Consider the following 18,581-nt stretch of genomic DNA (forward strand, 5'->3'; position numbering starts at 1 on the left):
AAGCACTCCGCTGGCACTGCTGTCTTCAGATGCAATAGGTGTTATTCTGGAGTATGTTATATTTAATGTATCCGGATTTAGTGCATACAATGTATACTCATGGTTATCACTGTTCTTTTTTCTTACTCCTGAGATACGTGTCAGGTTCATGTTTATGCTCGTGCCGTCAAACTTTATTCCAAGCCATCTCCTGCCGCTCTGAGCAGTTAAATTTGTGTAACGGGTTCTGCCTGATACTCCGCTTGCAAACTTACCGTCGGACATTATTATCTGCACACTATCGGCAAAACTTATATTAACCCCTTCATTGAGTGTCAGATTATGGCCGTTGGTATATACCGTTCCGTTACAGTCAAAGGTCATATTTTGAATAAACTCATTTCCTGCAAATGTGCCGCCGACTTTCATCACAGGAACAACTTTGTAAAGCTTTCCCTGGCCCGGATTGAACCAGCCTAAATCTACGTAACTTGAAACAGTTTTATCAAATGTTGCTACCGAAGTATCTGCTTCAAGGTCTATTATCTTCCAGTTATTAAAGTTCGCGAATGAACTGGAGTTTGCATTAAATTTAACTTGGATTTTCCTCTGACCATCCGGATAAGTAGCTACAATAGGAGAGCATCTTCGGTTCACTATCATGAAATATCTTGTATCAACACTGTCATTATTAAAGACAGATGCCTGTAAATATCTATTGGAAGTTGTTTCTTCATCGATTGAATTACTGTTATCTGATATATCACTATTCTTATATGTTTTAATATCATTTATGAATGTTTCGGATGACATTGAACTTTGCTCTGAATGATAAATATATGAATTTGTACTTGCATTATTAAAACTCATAAGATAAGGACCCCATTTCTGAAGCCTATGATTAAGTGATGCTACCGTACTCCATTTATTCTGCCCATAAACATTCGAATCTCTGCGATTACCATTAAATTTTGTCATACCCATACCATATGTGTTTGAATCAAAGTTATTAAATGAACCCATCCAGAATAAAATATTTCCCTTAGAACCGTATGATAATGCCAAATTAGCCATAAGATTTATTTCTTCATTAGACGGTTCTTTTAATTTATGACCTGGAGACTTCCAAAGATGTCCTTGCTCTAAAAATTTAAATGAAACATTATTTGATGTACAGTAAGAAGTTTTAATAATGTTATTATTTTGTTTCAACATAAATGTTAAACCAGTTCCATATGAATTGGTATCTATTCTGTTTTGTAACCAACTATCATATTCAGATGGGCTTACGGCATAAGATAAAATTCCTTTTGAAGTGTCATAAGATATAGGAAGAATAGAATTAGGATGTTTACTAATTGGAGGTCCGTCTGTATTTTTCCATCCTTCGAAACAATAAGCACCATTGAAGATTTCAGTTATCCCAGTTTTCTCAATCAAATAGTTTGAAATTTGTTGAGGACTGAACCGATAAGTTGGTTGATTCCAGTAATCGGGCTGATGAGCTTGCATAAGATCATTATTATAATTTACCATAAATGTCAATTTGCTTCCTGATCTATTTTTTACATGCTTGTTTATATACTCAATACAAGGCAATGTATTGAATTCAAATTCTTCAACGTAAAATTTATACGGTCCGTTAAAAATTCCGGAAAAAAGATCTATTTCATCATCGAGCCATTTTATTTTGCTGCTATCAGGAAAGTTACTACGTGAAGGAAGGGTCAGCAATTCATGAGCAGGTGTATTTTCTACTCTTAAATAATCAATCCACATCTCACATTCATTGTAATAATAAATTCTGAAATCCACATGGCATGTAGTATCCCACCATGAGGCAAAAAAATTATTATCAGGATTGAATGCTGAAGTGGCATTTAATTTCTGATCTATGGGGGCATTAGGTTTATTAAAATATTCCAATAAATATTGACCGTTGTAATTTCCCGAAGAATCTCTAAAATTGGCAGCCTTCAATACCAAAGTTTTTAGTATGCTATCTTTCCAGTTGACAACTTCAATTTTACACACCTTTTTACTAGTATCTTCTGATGAATTTATCCTTATTCTTGGGAGTATATACCAGTCATAAGTATTATCATTTGCCCATGGATTCCATTGATAATTGCATTGCTCTCTATTAGCTCGTAAATTTTTCACAATCCATCCTTGTCCATTTCCTACAGCACAATGCACCACCTGCGCCCCACTGTCAGGAATACTCGAACCCACATTATGCGTGTTGTAAGAATAAAACCAATACGGTGTGGCAGGATTTACGGATACTGTATCACATTGATAATCGCTTCTTTGTCCAAAAGCTAGATATTCGAACTTAGGTCTATCCATCAAGGTTGTCATCTGATGAACGTAATTGCTGTCAACTCGTTGGGTTATTGCAGCTGAGTAGTCTGAAACGTTAACCGAAGCAACGTCATTCCAGATTCCTGGCCATCCGTATCCAGGTCCACTGTAGGCATGCCAAATATTTAATTCAAGACCTATAGATTGGGCATATAATGAATCACTTCCGTAACCGACTCTGTTACGCCCATTATCAAGAACACCCGTAAAAAATTTATTGTCATAATTAAACAAAAAAATATTTGGCGAACTATTGGAATTTATATTTTTTGAATCAAATCCCAAAATAGATATCAAGAATAAAAAAACTATTCCGAAATAAAACAATTTAGATTTCATAAAATTTTAAATTTAAGTTTCAAAATGTTGCTGCCACTCCATTAAAAAACTTATCTCTAAAATCGTAAAGCTTATAAATAAGAAGAATACACTACTGATGTAAGTAACAACATAACTTCTTTTCCCCCCTTTCCCCTATAAATTTAGAAAAATATTACACCGAAATATTTTTAAATGAAAATATGCACTAATACTTTCTTATATTTAATATAAATTTGCTTTGTAATGTTAGTCGCGAATGTAAAAATAAATTCAACATGAATTTTCAATTTTTACCGGTTCGCCGTCTCGGTATGGTTTGTATTTGTTCTTCAACAAGTAGGAGATGAAGAATTATTTATTTTGTTGACAAATTAAAAGTTATTAACAAAATTGTCAAGATATTATTGTTAACTATCCGTAAATAATTTACAAAAACAGAACTAAAAGAATTCCCTTTAGCTCTGTTAAAGGCTTTTACAATTTACTTAATTAAAACCATTCTTTTCGTATCAACAAATTCTCCTGCTTTAATACGATAGAAGTATATTCCACTAGCCATCATATATTTGCTGGCGTTGAAGTCTATTGTATATCTACCGGCATCTTTTGTTTCATTTACAAGCTCCGCTATTTCTCTTCCAAGCAGATCATAAACTTTGAGTGATACAAATCCTGCATTCTTTATCTCATAGTTTATCTTTGTTGAAGGATTAAAAGGATTAGGATAATTCTGACCTAATTTATAATCCAATGGTAGTACCGTATTAGTAACAGTTCCGGTTACTTCAGTTCTACCGAATAATTTAGTCAAGTCCTTATCCATCTTTAAAATATGTTCTTCTACATTTACAGGACGTGATTTCTTTACCAATTCTTTCAATATAGTTTGCTCTTTTAAAATCATCTTTGCTTCTTTATCACCATTATCGGCTTTCTGTTTAAGTGTCATTGTTTTTTGCTCTTCCTTTACTTTTGCATTGTTCAAAGCAGTTACAACATTCTGCTTAAATACTTTTCTTTGCTCTTTTGAGAAAATATTTTTATTGTATGTACCTAAGCTATCCGAATCCTCTTGATTCATTGCGTCAGAATATCCTCCACCCATACCACTGCTATTCATTAACAATATTGTAGCGGCATAATCCCAGCTTGCTAATAAACCTAAATATGTGTTTGGATTTTGCTGGATTATTAAGTCAAAGCCCATCAGTGCATCTTCGTATTTATTTATTGCTACTAAACATTTCTGAATATAGTAGTTTCCCATCTCTATCAACTCTGTATTTTCAGGATTATTTATTATCAGCTGCTCATAATAACTTTTTAACAGATCCATTTTAATATGCTCGCTATCGGTCTGCAAATTCGATTGAAATAGTTTTATTATTACATCAGCGGAAGGTATACTATCCGTATAATTATCCAAAAGATTTTTGCACATTGTTATTGTACTGTCATAGTCTCTGGTTCTGAAATTTACACACATATTCATATAAGTTTTCATTGCACCGGAATACTCAGGCAGCCATCCGCCGCTTGGGGGACGTTCGTTATATACTGTATCCTGCAATTCGTCACCAATATCTGTAATTATTCCACCATCATCATGACCGGGAGCATCAGGAATACAAGAGTATGGTGTGAACTGAAAACCTAACTGAGTTCCTCCCGAACCTGAAGTTACATACTGATATTCATGGTCTGCAACATTTCCTTTTCTGAAGCAATTATTTCTTGCAGGAATTAAAGCATCATCCCCTGAACCGGAAGGAAAAAATCCGTATAAATGATAATCCGCAGCAGTATTTATATCAAATGTATTCTGACCTTCGTTAATGGAAAATGTAGAATTATTTAGAAAAATATTTCTGGAATCAGTGCCTATAGTATAGATAGTATTGTGTCCTCCTAATCCCATTCCGCTATAAACTCCAAGATTTGCGCTGGAAGAAGTCAACAATTTAATTCCGTTTGCTCCATTTAAATCGGAAGAAATAATATTACCATACATATCACTTACAGAATTCATAGATACAATTGATTCATTGAACTTATTAAAATAATTTCCTTTTATTGCAGCGCTTACTCCTGTAAGCACAATTCCAAAGTTGCTTCCGGGGGAATTAAGTTGATTGTAATTAATTGTTACTGGAAATCTTGCGCCTGCTGTTGCAGTCACATTCAAAGCCTGGCTCGAGCTGTTTTGCATATAGAATCGGTTGTTATATATATAATAAGTAGGAGTTCCTTTGAATGAATGAGTATTGTTTATGGAAATTCCGCCCGAAGTTATTCCGCTGTTGCCCTTAAATTCACAGTTTTCAATATGAACAAAATCACAATCGGAGGCTGATATCAAATATTTATTATTTGCCACTCCTTCCATTTGGGTATTTTGCATTAATACTTCTCCCCTGCTTACAGTTATACCGTTCCATTGATGAGCGTTATCGATGGCTTTAAAGCTGGTAGGGTGTCCCGAATCATCATTTACAACAAATTTACCTATATTGCTTCCATCAGAAGTTACATTAATACCGCAATTTTCACCGAATCTAATTTCAGTGCCTCCGGGATAAATTATACTATGACCATTTGTATTTACTATTCCTCTGCACTCAAATAATAGATTTGGATTTGAAGGGTTTTCATCCGCTAATAAGTTACCTCCGGTTCTCATAACAGGAGAAATTTTATATATTCTTCCTTCACCCGGTTCAAATGGTTCTAAGTCAATATCAACATAGTCACCTGTATTCCCGCTTCTTACGAAAGTAGTCACTACATGATTATCTTTAATGTCTATCAGATTGAACGTATGAAAATCATACATGCAAAATACATTATTGCCACCGGTATCAAACCTGATTGTTATAAATCTTTTACCTCCCACATTATTCGCATCGGCCGGAGCGCATCTTTTATTTACAATCATAAAGTATCTGTCGGCATCTGCTTGTTCCTGCGTCATTGGAAAATTGAGAAATGATAACTGCAAATATCGTGATGCAAGAGGTTCAGGATTTGCTTCATGTGAAGAAGGATTGTTCAAAATAGGTTTATATGTTTTTAAATCTCTAACAAAACCTAATTTTCCCTCCCCTGGATATTCATTTGTATATTCTTTGCTGTACATATACGATTTAATATTTTGTATATCAAATCCCATCAGCGTCAGTCCCCATTTATTTGCGACTCTGTCAACTATCGCTTTCACTGTAGCTGCTTTTCCGGGCTGTCCGTAATAATTATGGTCGATTAATACTCCGCTTGCGCCCTCAATCCCTGTACCGTATTCACAATTGGCAGCGCTTGGGAATGATGCCGGGGGTACACCGGGCAGCCATGATTGGTACCAGAAATACTGAAACCCCTTCGCGCCGTATGATACTGCAAGATTCGACATCATATTCAATTCTTCATTAGTCGGCTCTCTTCTTATTTCCCCGTGCAAAAACCACTGATGAAGCTGCGGCATAAATATCCACGGCTTGCCGGTTCTTCTTGATAGCTCACTGCTTAAGTCCATTATGTTCCTGAACATGCCGGCATCTGAGCCCCAAAATGGAATTTGTCTTACTCTATCATTTCCGGTTCCGCAATTATAGTTTGTATCACAATGTAGCGGGTCTTCACCGCCTTCATATATCGAGGGCTTTCTTTCTATTTTATCCTGAAGCCAGTCGTCATATGCCTCGGGAGTCGGCTTGGTTTGAGCTAACACTTTACTTCCGGAAGTTGTAGGAAGCGTAGGAGGGATATAGCTGAATACCTGTTCATTTGAGTTTGTATTAAAACATGCCGTCAAAGGATAGCTTTCGGAAAACACCTGAGTGTAGCCTGTGCTATCCATATAAAATCTTTTTAAAAAATCGATATTCCATACTTTAGTCCTTTCATACCAGGGAACATGCATTCCTATTGTAGGAGTCATATCCTGCATCAGGTCAACTTGAAATCCCTTCTGCTCTGAGTAATATTTCAATTTTTTATTAACATAGCCGATGCACGGAATATTATTAAACTCAATAAGCTCAAGGTAAAACTTCATTATCGGGTGAACTCCGTATATCGTCTGCCCGGCTATTTGTGTTACTTCATCTTTTATCCATCTTTCAAATTGAGCATCATTTCCTTTTAACAATCTATCGGCTATTTCATTCTCCACTCTTACATAATCAATCCACATATCGCAGTTACCATACCAGTAAACTTTTATATCGGCTCTGTTATTATCGGTATCTTCTGCTCTGTTACCTCTTGCCTCCCACCCCCAGCCGCCAGTGGTTGCCGTCCAGTCAGTGGGGATTGTTAGGTTCGTTCCTCCTGAGAAATTAAACTCCTCCTTATATTTTCCGTTGTAAAAGCCGTTATTATCAAGAAAATCATTTGCATGTATATCAATATCTTTTAATACAGTTGAACCATCTTGAGCCAAGACCAACACTCTGCATACTTTTACATTGTGAACAAGGTCATGAGCTACATTAGAATCTATTCTTACGTTAGGTTTTATTTTCCACGGACTGTAACTATCCATTGTCCATGGATTATCCTTATCGCCCTTGGCACATTGTTCCGTATTTGTTTTCAGCCTGCTTACAACAATTCTTTCCAGAGGACTGCTTGGTATTGCCTCACAGTATCTTACTCTTCTGCCTTGTCCGAAGGTACTGTTATCTGTAATATCTGTTCCGGCATGGTTCGGACTTTGAAAAGAATAAAACCAGAGCTGGTCATTTGCAGGGATATCTTCACACTGATAATCGCTCCTCTGCCCATAGCATAACCAAGAAATTTTCGGACGGGATATTATCAGCCTTCTCTTATTATGGCTATAGATATCTGCAATTCTATCTCTTACCCCTGGTGCGTACGTGGATGAATCTGCCATAAGATTATCCTGATCGGTGAAGCCTGTTCCCCAGTTCATTTTAGGGTAGTACCAGTTCTGCTGTTGTGCGTTTCTATCCTGCGGCTCTAAGTACCTGTGCCAAAGAGAGAAACCAAGGGAGTCCATGTTGGTTTGTATATTAGGATGATTTGGGTCGTTATACGGATTATCCATAGCTCCGACATAAAATTTATCCCATCCATTTACAGGTGCGAGCGAGTTTTCCTGTGGAATAGGAGGTGACTGTTGAGGATTGAGAAAAATAAAGGCTGAAACTAAAATGAATATAAGAGTGATGAATAAAACAAGAGGCGTTTTTTTCATAGGAGTGAGAGTTAAGTTTAATATTATTTTTTTTCTCTGCCAGGAGAAATAAAACAATTTTTATAAACTTTATGAACCATACAAACTTTTACTTAATTAGCATCATTTTTTTTGTTTCTTTAAAATTCCCAGTTTGAAATGAATAGAAATAAATGCCGGATGACAAATTATATTTGTTAGCATCAAAGCTTATAGAATAGGTTCCTATTGGTTGTCTTTGATTTATGAGAGTAGTTATTTCCTTACCGCTAATGTTGTAAACTTTAATTGTAATAAAACCAGCAACTGAAAACTGGTAACTGATAACTGTACTTGGATTAAATGGGTTTGGATAATTCTGATATAACCTGTAATCAGATGGAGTTTGCAAACTAATTGGATTTATTGCTGTTATAGGATCTCCGCCAAGAGTAGTATGTATGCCTGTCTGCAGGTTGTATGCCCATCCATGATTCTTATCTGTAAACTGTACATAATTATACCTGAATATTTTTAAATTGGTATCAGGAACCTGAAAATACCAGTTAGCTCCGCCGTTCGTTGTTGTGTAAAGTACTCCTCTTCCCTCGTTGTTCGGATAAACATAGTAGCCATTCACTCCCCATATTGTATCTTTATTTAAAACAGAGAACTTTGTGATTTGTGATAAGCCGGTCTGCGATGGTAAGGGCTGCGTAATCCAGTCCAATCCACCGTTTGTTGTCTTCTTCATTAACCCGTATGCTCTCCACCCTGTTAAACTATCAACAAAATGCATATCAGTAAAGCCTTCATTGCTTACAACTGTTGTCCAGTTCAATCCGCTGTTGGTTGTTCGCATTACATAAGGACTTGAGCTGGTATTCGATATAAAGCCTGTCCTGCCGTTTATCATGTGAATATGTTCGGGATTAGTACCTCCAAGATTCAATTGTTGTGTCCAGTTCAATCCACCGTTTGTTGTACGAAAAACGCCGCCGCTAAAACTATCAGATCCAGTAAGCCAGATTGTATCTTCATTTAAAACACACATATCTTGATACACTAAGAATGGGTCAGGGACATTCAGAGATGTCCAATTTAACCCACCATTAATTGTTCTATTGAGTCCGGTGCTATTATTATATAACCCTACTCCGCAACAATAACCTGTTGATTGATTGAAAAATTTTATTTTGTTCATACCAACAAACTCTCCTGTAGCCTTATGTGCTATAAACCAGTTATCACCTCCATTAGTAGTTTTAAAAACAAATGCAGTATCATTTTGAGTTACGTAAGGAGTTATCGCATAGCCCGTTAAGCTATCAACAAAAGTCATATCACTAATTTGTCTAGCGCCAATATTAAGAAACTGCTGATACCAGTTTGACGGAGGATTATCCCGAAAGTTAAACCCAACTGTAATTATAAAAATTGAAAGGAGTAAAAATATTTGGTTTAGCCTTTTCATAGCATGAGATAATTGTAATATCATTAGATATTACAATTTAAACAAAAATTATCTTTAATTTAAGAAGTTAATCGAATCTGTGTAACAAATTATGGAGACTATTTAAAGACAAAACACATAAGTTAAATAATACAAATATTACTATTTACTGTGCCATTTTTAGGAGAGCTATTAAAATAATCCGTCTTACCCAGTTTATCTTAATTTACATAAAATTATTACTAACCCAATGTAATATCTATATATAAATAATTGCACTAAGTAAAATTAAAAAAATTAATCACCCGGAATTTTTCCGAGTGATTATTCTTGAATCTTCTTAGGAAGGATTTGTACAGAAGAGTTCTCGATTTCAGCTTGAATACTTACGACCTCAGTTGACGCATAGTATTTCATAGTGTTGTTAATTTCTTGTGATGAAGCAATTTACTTACGAATTCTATTCTAACTCCAGCGTTTAACATTCTTGTTGCAAGAGTCTTACGGAATGTCTTAAGTGTAATTGTATAGTTGTTTGGTATTTCAAATCGCTTCTTCATTCTGCGAAATCTTTGACCAATACTTCCACGTGTAAATCCTTCAAATATCTTCTGGTCTTTAGGTAAACTAAGCAGTGGTTTCATCTCTTCTTCTATAAATATTCTCAGTTCTTCATAAAGGGGAAATGTTCTGAATAATTTCGTTTTTGACACGTTAAGCTTTATATAGTTTTCAGTCATTACAAAATTATCCGGAGTTAAGTTTAATGCATCTATCACTCTCATACCCGTTAATGAAAGGAACACAAACAAAATATAGAGTTTGTAATCCAAATGCTTTGTTTCTTCAAGTATTGTTAAAAGTAAATCATCTGAAAATACAATTATTTCTTTTTCAATTTCTTTGGGACCCGGCACATTTCTGCAAGGAGATTTATCAATCTGATCTTCTTTCACTAAATAAGTGAAGAACATTTTTATGTATGTATAATATGTTTTTTGAGTAGCATTGCTAACAGTATCCTTGAGTAATCGAAGATAACCTTTAATATCTGAAGAACGAATTTTATCTATTCTTCTTTCAGGTTCATACTTTATAAAATTAGTAAATAATCTATTTCATTTTATGCCGACATTTATATGTGATGATAGAGGGAAAGAATTGAATAACAGTAAGCCCTATATGACATTTGTTAACATTAATGGTGAAAGCAATATTGCTGACGATTTCAGAATTAACTTAATGAACCCGCACCTTACTATAGATTACAAAGGGGTACAACTTTCATTGTCCCCTTATATTTTATATTCTCGGAATTATGGACTTTTTTTGTATGACGGTCGAAGCAATGATGACAAAAAACTTGTATATAAAAATTACTCTCAAGGTATAAATTTATTTTTGTAACAAAATGCAACTCACTTTGATATTTATTCTGATAATATACCTCGTAATACAATTTGTGTACTTCGCTATACTTGTAAAACGTGAAAAGCGATTATTGTTGTTTGCCACTTATTATAGTATTCTGTTTTTTTTTGCCGTTCGTTACCAAAATAACGCCAATCTATTTGGCTTGGTATATTACACCATTATTAATTTTACTTTTTAAAAGCAAGCAAATTGCAACTAGGCTATATATTCTAGGCGACTTCCACGGTCCAATACTATTATTACGATTTAAAAGTGTCTATTTAATTTCATTTCTCCTTTCTTCTGTTTTGATTCTTGTTTATGCGTTGGTTACTAAGCAATTTTTAACTACCCAATTGTTAGATTTTTTTGTCCGTTTCAATATAGTATTCAGTATTTTCATTTCGCATGTTTATACATTTTTTTCCTTTTATAGCTCTATATATTTTAGAAACTTGCTAACTACTCATACGAGCAATTCTCTTGGCAGATTTAAAAGGTTAACGTATGAACAATTTAAAAAGAAAACCCACTTTGTATTGATTTTAAATGGACCAAATCATACCGGGGATCTATCTGATCTGATAAATTTAAATGGATTCTTAGGTGACCCAGAGCTTACAAAGGGAATAGAGCTATCAATAATGGTTATGATTTTGGTCAACAAGATATTACACGAAAATATCTTAGGGGTATAAGTAAATTTGAAATTTTAAAAAACAACAACAAAGTTACCGCATCAATTATTGAAACATATATGAATTCCGGTAAAAAAATAGTGAATAACAAAATTTTTTTTCTTGAATTGATAGACTATTTTAACCTCACAAAAGCATATCCTGATAGAAACGTATTAAGAAATATTGCATGTAATATATCTTCACTGTATATATTCCCTGACTTTGATAGGAATGAAGAAAACTTAGACTTATTAAAAGAGTTTTTGGATTACGGGAACTTATCTCACCATAACATAATAAAGTTTACTCCGGGTAATAAAACAGAATCTTCAACTCCCATTATAGATCCAACGAAAAAACGCAGTAAATTTTCAGGGGAAAAAGAATTGACTGAATTCCATATTGATAAAGAAGATTTTTTAAATTTTTCATTGTTAGAGAATTTTCTTATATCAACTGAAAATTGGTTATCATACCCTAGGAGACAAAATATTTTAGATTTCAGAATTGCGTACATGGATAAAAACCACCAGGTTCTTGAGAGCAAATTAATCTCAAATCTCATTCCTCCGCTAAATTTATTTCCCGCAAATATAATTGAGTGCGAATTTAGTCCAGCAAGACAACTAATTGGGAAGCTCAGTAAAGAAGTAATAACGGCTAATAAAATATATATAATTTTCAATATTTTTGAATTAATTATAAAAACTTTTCCAGCATAGAAATAATCACCAGTAAAGAAATAATGGAAAACGAATTACTATTTCCAAAAAAGAAAAAAAAGCAATGGTTTATTGGCGATGACATTGGAAATCTTCTTCAATTTATCAAACACTTTTCTATAAAAGATATAAATTTGGCAAACAATAATTATGCATGCCGGAATGAATTATTTAACCTTCTAACATTCAATTTTAATGTTTTTGATATGAACTTCAAAGAAGATTTAAAAGCACTGAACTGGTTCAATCCCGAATTTGATGATCAACCCGAGATTGAAAGGAAATTACCTGTTTTCCTCTCCTTTATAGTTCTCTTTGGATTTTTTCAAATGTGTAATAAGATAATATTAATTATTTTGGAATTGGTTGGACCTAGTTGAAGATTTTCCAAATATAATAATATCATTATTTAAAATACTTATACTAATTTATCAAATCTCACTTCCTAATATGCATCTATTAGCATTAATTTCTCCCGCAACCCGCTGGCATTAACTTCAGTAAAGTATAAATCTCGCTCTATACCCAAACCAATTCTATTTTTTCGAGAATAGAAAAATTTCCATGGGGAACTTACCCCACTTGTTGCTTTGTTTTTTTATTTATATTGAAAAAAGAATATATTATAACTACTTTTTGCGTACTAAAAATAAGCCTAAAATTAGGGAGTAAAAATGGGTAGTAAAATTATAAATAAGGAAAAATTGGTAGCTAATTTGGCAGCTATTTCAGGTATTTATAATTCATCATTTTTTAACTCCAATGTAAATATAGCAATTACACAAGGCGCGATTGGCGGAACTGGCAGACGCACTAGACTTAGGATCTAGCGGGGTGACCCGTGGGGGTTCGACTCCCTCATCGCGCACAAACCTTGGTTGTAATTATTAGTTTCATTCAATTACAATTATAAACGATATTAATGTCAAACCGAAAATCTACTCTCCATGCACAAGTAAGATGTTCATTCTGCGGAAGACCTGCCAGTAAAGTTTCTAACATGATCAAAGGCGGTCCTGTAGACGGAGCATTGAAGGAAGTATACATCTGTGATATTTGCGTAAGCAGCGCTATGCAGATAATTAAGCATAACAATTTTTCGACAACAGGTTTAAGTACAAAAAATGTACGCAACAGAGCATCGCTTACTCCTGTAATGATTAAGAAATTTTTAGATGAATATGTAATCGGGCAGGACAGAGCCAAAAAAGCTTTAGCTGTTGCTGTTTACAATCATTATAAAAGAATGGACTCACTTGATTTCAACTACCTTGACGGTGTTGAAATTGAAAAGAGCAATATTTTATTAATAGGTCCTACAGGAACAGGTAAAACTTTTCTTGCGCAGTCACTTGCAAGATTGCTTGACGTTCCTTTTGCAATTGCCGATGCTACAACTTTGACAGAAGCCGGTTATGTAGGCGATGATGTTGAATCAATCCTTGTTCACTTACTTCAGAACGCAGGATTTGATTTAAGCAAAGCTGAAAAAGGAATTATCTACTTAGATGAAATTGATAAGATTGCGCGTAAAGGCGACAGCACTTCAATAACTCGTGACGTTTCAGGTGAAGGTGTTCAGCAGGCATTATTGAAATTACTTGAAGGCACAATTGCAGGCGTTCCTCCAAAAGGCGGAAGAAAACATCCCGAGCAGTCACTCATCAATGTAAACACAAAAAATATATTATTTATATGCGGCGGCGCTTTTGACGGATTGGAAAAAATCGTTGAAAGAAGAGTTGCAAACAGTTCAATGGGATTCGGAGCAGAAGTTTACTCAAAGAACGACATTGAAAGAGATGATATGCTTGCATTAACGGAGCCTGATGATTTAGTAAAGTTCGGATTGATTCCTGAATTTGTAGGAAGACTTCCTGTACTTACATCATTGATGTCTCTTGATATCAAAGCATTGTTCTCAATACTTACAGAACCAAAGAATGCCATCATAAAGCAGTATCAGAAATTATTCCGAATGGAAGGCGTTGAGCTTGAATTCCACGAAGACGCATTAAAAGAAATTGCAAAGATTGCTATACTGAGAGGAACAGGAGCGAGAGCTTTACGTTCCATAGTAGAAAACATTATGATGGATATAATGTATAAACTCCCCAGCAAAGAAAATGTTACGAATTGTATAATTACCAAGGAAGTTGTGATGGAAGGTAAAGAGCCGATTTACATGAATGCAAACAAAAAATTATTTGCTTAAAAACTTTTTAATATTTAATTAATAGTAAAAAAAGGGAGAGGTGCTCCCTTTTTTTATATATAAACCGGAATAATTTTTAATGTCTAAAATAGAAAGCAAACTCAAAAAAGACGAATCGTTTAACATGAGAGAAGATTATCATAAAAATCTTCTCAGAAAATTAAATGCAGCCGGAGATAAAATAAAGCTCGGCGGCGGCAAGAAGGCAATTGAAAAGCTTCACGAAAAGAATAAACTTCATTGCAGGGAAAGAGTAAATCTTCTGATTGATAAAGATTCTTTCTTTATGGAAATCGGTTTATTCACAGGCTACGGAATGTATGAAGAATACGGCGGCGCTCCTTCATCAGGAACGATATTCGGAATCGGCAAAGTCAGCGGAAAGAACTGCGTGATAGTTGCTAACGATGCCACTGTAAAAGCAGGCGCATGGTTCCCTATCACATGCAAGAAGAATTTACGAGCTCAGGAAATTGCAATGGAGAATAAACTTCCGATAATTTATTTAGTGGACTCAGCCGGTGTGTTTCTTCCTATGCAGGATGAAATTTTTCCCGATAAAGAACACTTCGGTAGAATATTCAGGAATAATGCAATTATGAGTTCAATGGGAATTCCGCAAATTGCTGCAATCATGGGACCCTGTGTTGCAGGCGGTGCATATCTTCCAATTATGAGCGATGAAGCTTTGATAGTAGATAAAACAGGAAGCATATTTTTAGCGGGCTCACACTTAGTTAAGGCTGCCATAGGAGAAAACATTGATAACGAATCATTAGGCGGCGCAACTGTTACCACAGAAATTTCTGGAGTAACAGATGAAAAGATGGCAAACGATGAAGAGTGCATTGAAAAAATCAGAAGCCTTGTGAGTAAATTCGGTGAAACAGCGAAAGCAGGATTTGACAGAATTGAAAGCAAACCGCCTGCGATAGAAACAAAAGAAATTTACGGAGTATTACCTGAGGATAGCTCCAAACAATATGATACTTATGAATTAATAACCAGAATAATTGATGACAGCGATTTCGATGAATACAAACCTGAGTACGGCAAAACAATCATCTGCGGATATGCAAGGATTGACGGCTGGGCAGTTGGTATAGTTGCCAATCAGCGTATAGTGATCAAAAGCAAAAAGGGTGAGATGCAATTCGGCGGAGTGATTTACTCCGATAGCGCGGATAAAGGCGCAAGATTTATAATGAATTGCAATCAAAGAAAAATTCCGTTAGTATTCTTACAGGATGTAACAGGATTTATGGTCGGTTCGCGTTCAGAGCACGGAGGAATTATAAAAGACGGTGCTAAGATGGTTAATGCCGTTGCAAATTCAGTCGTACCGAAAATTACAATTATAACAGGTAACAGTTACGGCGCAGGAAATTATGCAATGTGCGGCAAGGCATATGATCCGAGATTTATTTTTGCTTATCCGAATGCACAGATTGCAGTTATGGGCGGCTCGCAGGCAAGCAATGTATTGCTTGATATAAAAATCGGTCAGATGAAAAAAGAAGGCAAAGAAATCCATGAAGAGGATAAGAAAAAATTTCTTGATGAAATAAAATCAAGATATGAAAAGCAGACAGAAGTTCTTTACGCAGCATCAAGATTATGGGTTGATGATGTAATTGACCCTGCTAAAACAAGAGAGATAATATCTTACAGCATTGAGCTTGCGAATAACAATCCCGAGATGAGACAATTCAATCCGGGTGTTATACAAACATAAAATATTACAGGGCGGGAAAATATATTTACGTTTGAAAAATTTTAAAAATAATCTGTACAGATAAGTTATATAAATATTTTATACAACGAATTAAAAGAAATAACAAATGACAAGCATGAAAACAAAATTAGACATTGCAAAAAACTGGCTCCCCCGATACACAGGAACACAGATAAAAGAGTTCGGAGAGTTTATTCTCCTCACGAATTTTTATGACTATGTAAAATCTTTTTCAGATATCTACGGAACTGAGATAAAGGGAATAGGAAAACCAATGCAGACCTGCACTAACAAAGAAGGTCTGACAATTATAAACTACGGAGTGGGCTCTGCAAACGCAGCATTAATAATGGATCTTCTTGTAGCAAGAATGCCGAAAGCAGTTTTATTCCTCGGCAAATGCGGCGGTTTGAAAAAAACAACTTCAATAGGTCACTTTATTTTACCAATAGCAGCAATAAGAGGCGATGGTACAAGCGATGACTATATGCCGAAAGAAGTTCCGGCTTTGCCTTCATTCGCAATCCATAAATACTGTTCCAATAAAATTGTAGAGTTAAAGCAGCAATACAAAACAGGAGTTGTTTATACAACTAACAGAAGAGTTTGGGAATGGGATGAAGCTTTTAAAAAGAAACTTCGCGATATGAGAACGATTGCAATCGATATGGAGACTGCTACATATTTTATAGTAGGACATGCAAATGAAATTCCAAGAGGTGCACTGCTTTTAGTATCGGACGTACCAATGATTCCTGCAGGAATAAAAACCGAAGAGTCGGATAAAATCGTTACGAAAAATTTCAGCGCGCTTCATCTTCAAATCGGGATTGAAACAATGATGGAAGTTGCAAAGAAAAAAGAAAAACTGAAACATTACACATTCAATTAATTTTGATTTGTTCAAATAATGCCTACAGATAAAACTACAGTAAAATCGTATGACGGCTATGCTCAGAAATGGGCGGACAGAATGAAGGCAGGGTTAAGACCTGCCCATGACCTTCTCGAAAAGCCGGCAATGTACTCTCTTCTGCCAAATTTAAAGAACAAAGATATTCTTTGTCTTGGATGCGGCACAGGCGAAGAATGTTTTTCATTGAAGTCAAAAGGAGCTAAGTCTGTAGTCGGTATAGATATTTCCAAAGGAATGATTGATGTAGCCAAGAAAAATTTTCCTGATTTGGAATTCAAAGTCGGTGATGTTGAAAATCTTAAATTCAAAAAGGAATCTTTTGATTTAGTTTACTCAAGTCTGATGATGCATTATATTCAGGACTGGAGAAAACCGTTGAAGAAAATTTATTCTCTGCTAAAACCAAAATCCAAATTTTTATTTTCTACACATAACCCTGTCTATTACGCGGGGGAATTCAATATGCAGGGTGACTTAAGTACTAAGCTTTCGGGCTACAGGGAATTAAATCAGAATGTTGTAAAAGTTTATGGCGATTATAAAAAAGAAAGATTAATAAAAGATGTTTGGTTCGGTGATTTTAAAGTAAATTATTTTCACAGACCTATGTCTTCATTACTGAATGACATAGCTCAGACGGATTTTAAAATTACAAGATGCCTTGAACCCCAAATGACAGAAGAGGCAAAAAAGAATTACAAATCAGATTACATCATCCAGTCAAAATTCCCTATGTTTATAATTTTCGAACTCACAAAAATCTGATACATTGATTCACATTTCAGGGACATCTGCGCTCGTGTTATTATGGGGGGGAAAGGATGCATATAAAAGTAAATTAGCACAGAAATATTTACAACATCTTGACTTATCTTCCGGATATGAACTTTATAATGAATGCAGTAAGATCTGGGAACCCTACCACGAAATTTTAAGAAACAGAAAGTTTGGAGTCTTTAATTTTGTCGAATCTATCTTAAGTGAAAATTCTGATTTTCAGGTTGTAATTCTTGCCGCAGGCATTGCTCCCCTATCTTTAGATATAATAGAAAAGTTTCCTGAAGTAAATGTTTTTGACGTAGATATTGATAACATGCAGACAAAAAGAAAATTATTTGATGAAATAAGTGAAGATAAATTTGCAAACAGAATTCAGTTCATTGAATCAGATATAACAGATGTAAATCTATTACAAAATAATCTGACCGAACACGGCTGGAGAAAAGATAAAAGAACGATTGTAATAGCAGAAGGAATTTCATATTACATTACTGAAGACGAATTATGGAATGCGTTTTCTCTATTTCAGACAAAAGATAAATCTAATTATTTAATCCTTGAAAGCCGTGTACCTGCTGAAAAAGTTTGTGAAGAGAGAAGAGATATTCAGGAAAGAGTTTGGGAGTACTTAACAAGTGCCTTAACTTTAAAATTTGTTACACGTTATTATGACGAGAAAGTTAAAGAATACGCAGATAAGTTAAATGCAGAAGTAAGTAAGAAACACACAATGAAAGATATTGAAATGCTGCGTTTCGGTAAGAATGAAATATTCACAACTGATGACTCTGGCTGGATAGAAGTAAGAAAATTAATAGTGTAAT

11 protein-coding genes and 1 tRNA gene are annotated in these 18,581 nt (G+C 34.7%); 8 read left to right on the forward strand and 4 right to left on the reverse strand.

Annotated elements, in window-relative coordinates:
* The 4 genes from JST55_15590 to JST55_15605 form a co-directional block, all read right to left on the reverse strand.
* A partial coding sequence (locus JST55_15590) for a hypothetical protein (protein ID MBS1494936.1) occupies window positions 1-2,643 on the reverse strand: 2,643 nt, incomplete at its 3' end.
* Between the two features lie 505 nt (window positions 2,644-3,148).
* A complete protein-coding gene (locus JST55_15595; protein ID MBS1494937.1) occupies window positions 3,149-7,885 on the reverse strand; it encodes a T9SS type A sorting domain-containing protein in 4,737 nt (1,578 codons plus the stop codon).
* 88 nt (window positions 7,886-7,973) lie between these two features.
* Window positions 7,974-9,317 carry a T9SS type A sorting domain-containing protein gene (locus tag JST55_15600; protein ID MBS1494938.1) on the reverse strand — a complete coding sequence of 448 codons (1,344 nt, stop codon included), beginning with the start codon at window positions 9,315-9,317 and terminating at the stop codon, window positions 7,974-7,976.
* Between the two features lie 392 nt (window positions 9,318-9,709).
* Complete coding sequence (locus tag JST55_15605) at window positions 9,710-10,270, reverse strand: site-specific integrase (protein MBS1494939.1); 561 nt, start codon at window positions 10,268-10,270, stop codon at window positions 9,710-9,712.
* Window positions 10,271-11,466: 1,196 nt separating this feature from the next.
* Here JST55_15605 and JST55_15610 point away from each other — a divergent pair.
* From JST55_15610 to JST55_15645, 8 genes are all read left to right on the forward strand, one after another.
* A complete protein-coding gene (locus JST55_15610) occupies window positions 11,467-12,111 on the forward strand; it encodes a hypothetical protein (GenBank protein ID MBS1494940.1) in 645 nt (214 codons plus the stop codon).
* A gap of 23 nt (window positions 12,112-12,134) precedes the next feature.
* Complete coding sequence (locus JST55_15615) at window positions 12,135-12,491, forward strand: hypothetical protein (GenBank protein ID MBS1494941.1); 357 nt, start codon at window positions 12,135-12,137, stop codon at window positions 12,489-12,491.
* Between the two features lie 406 nt (window positions 12,492-12,897).
* Window positions 12,898-12,979, forward strand: a tRNA-Leu gene (locus JST55_15620).
* 54 nt (window positions 12,980-13,033) lie between these two features.
* Window positions 13,034-14,326, forward strand: a complete 1,293-nt coding sequence (gene clpX / locus JST55_15625; GenBank protein ID MBS1494942.1) for an ATP-dependent Clp protease ATP-binding subunit ClpX — start codon at window positions 13,034-13,036, stop codon at window positions 14,324-14,326.
* A 79-nt stretch (window positions 14,327-14,405) separates the two neighbouring features.
* Window positions 14,406-16,061, forward strand: coding sequence for an acyl-CoA carboxylase subunit beta (locus JST55_15630; GenBank protein ID MBS1494943.1), 1,656 nt, complete (start codon window positions 14,406-14,408; stop codon window positions 16,059-16,061).
* A 115-nt stretch (window positions 16,062-16,176) separates the two neighbouring features.
* Window positions 16,177-16,953: an AMP nucleosidase gene (locus JST55_15635; protein ID MBS1494944.1), complete on the forward strand. Its 777-nt coding sequence runs from the start codon at window positions 16,177-16,179 to the stop codon at window positions 16,951-16,953.
* A gap of 18 nt (window positions 16,954-16,971) precedes the next feature.
* Window positions 16,972-17,742, forward strand: coding sequence for a class I SAM-dependent methyltransferase (locus JST55_15640; GenBank protein ID MBS1494945.1), 771 nt, complete (start codon window positions 16,972-16,974; stop codon window positions 17,740-17,742).
* 4 nt (window positions 17,743-17,746) lie between these two features.
* The gene (locus tag JST55_15645) at window positions 17,747-18,580 is read left to right on the forward strand and encodes a class I SAM-dependent methyltransferase (protein MBS1494946.1); all 834 of its coding nucleotides are present in this window, start codon (window positions 17,747-17,749) and stop codon (window positions 18,578-18,580) included.
* The last annotated feature ends 1 nt before the right edge of the window (window position 18,581 follow it).

It is taken from the genome of Bacteroidota bacterium, assembly GCA_018266835.1.
In the GTDB taxonomy this organism is placed as follows: Bacteria; Bacteroidota; Ignavibacteria; order Tepidaquicellales; family Tepidaquicellaceae; genus JAFDZO01.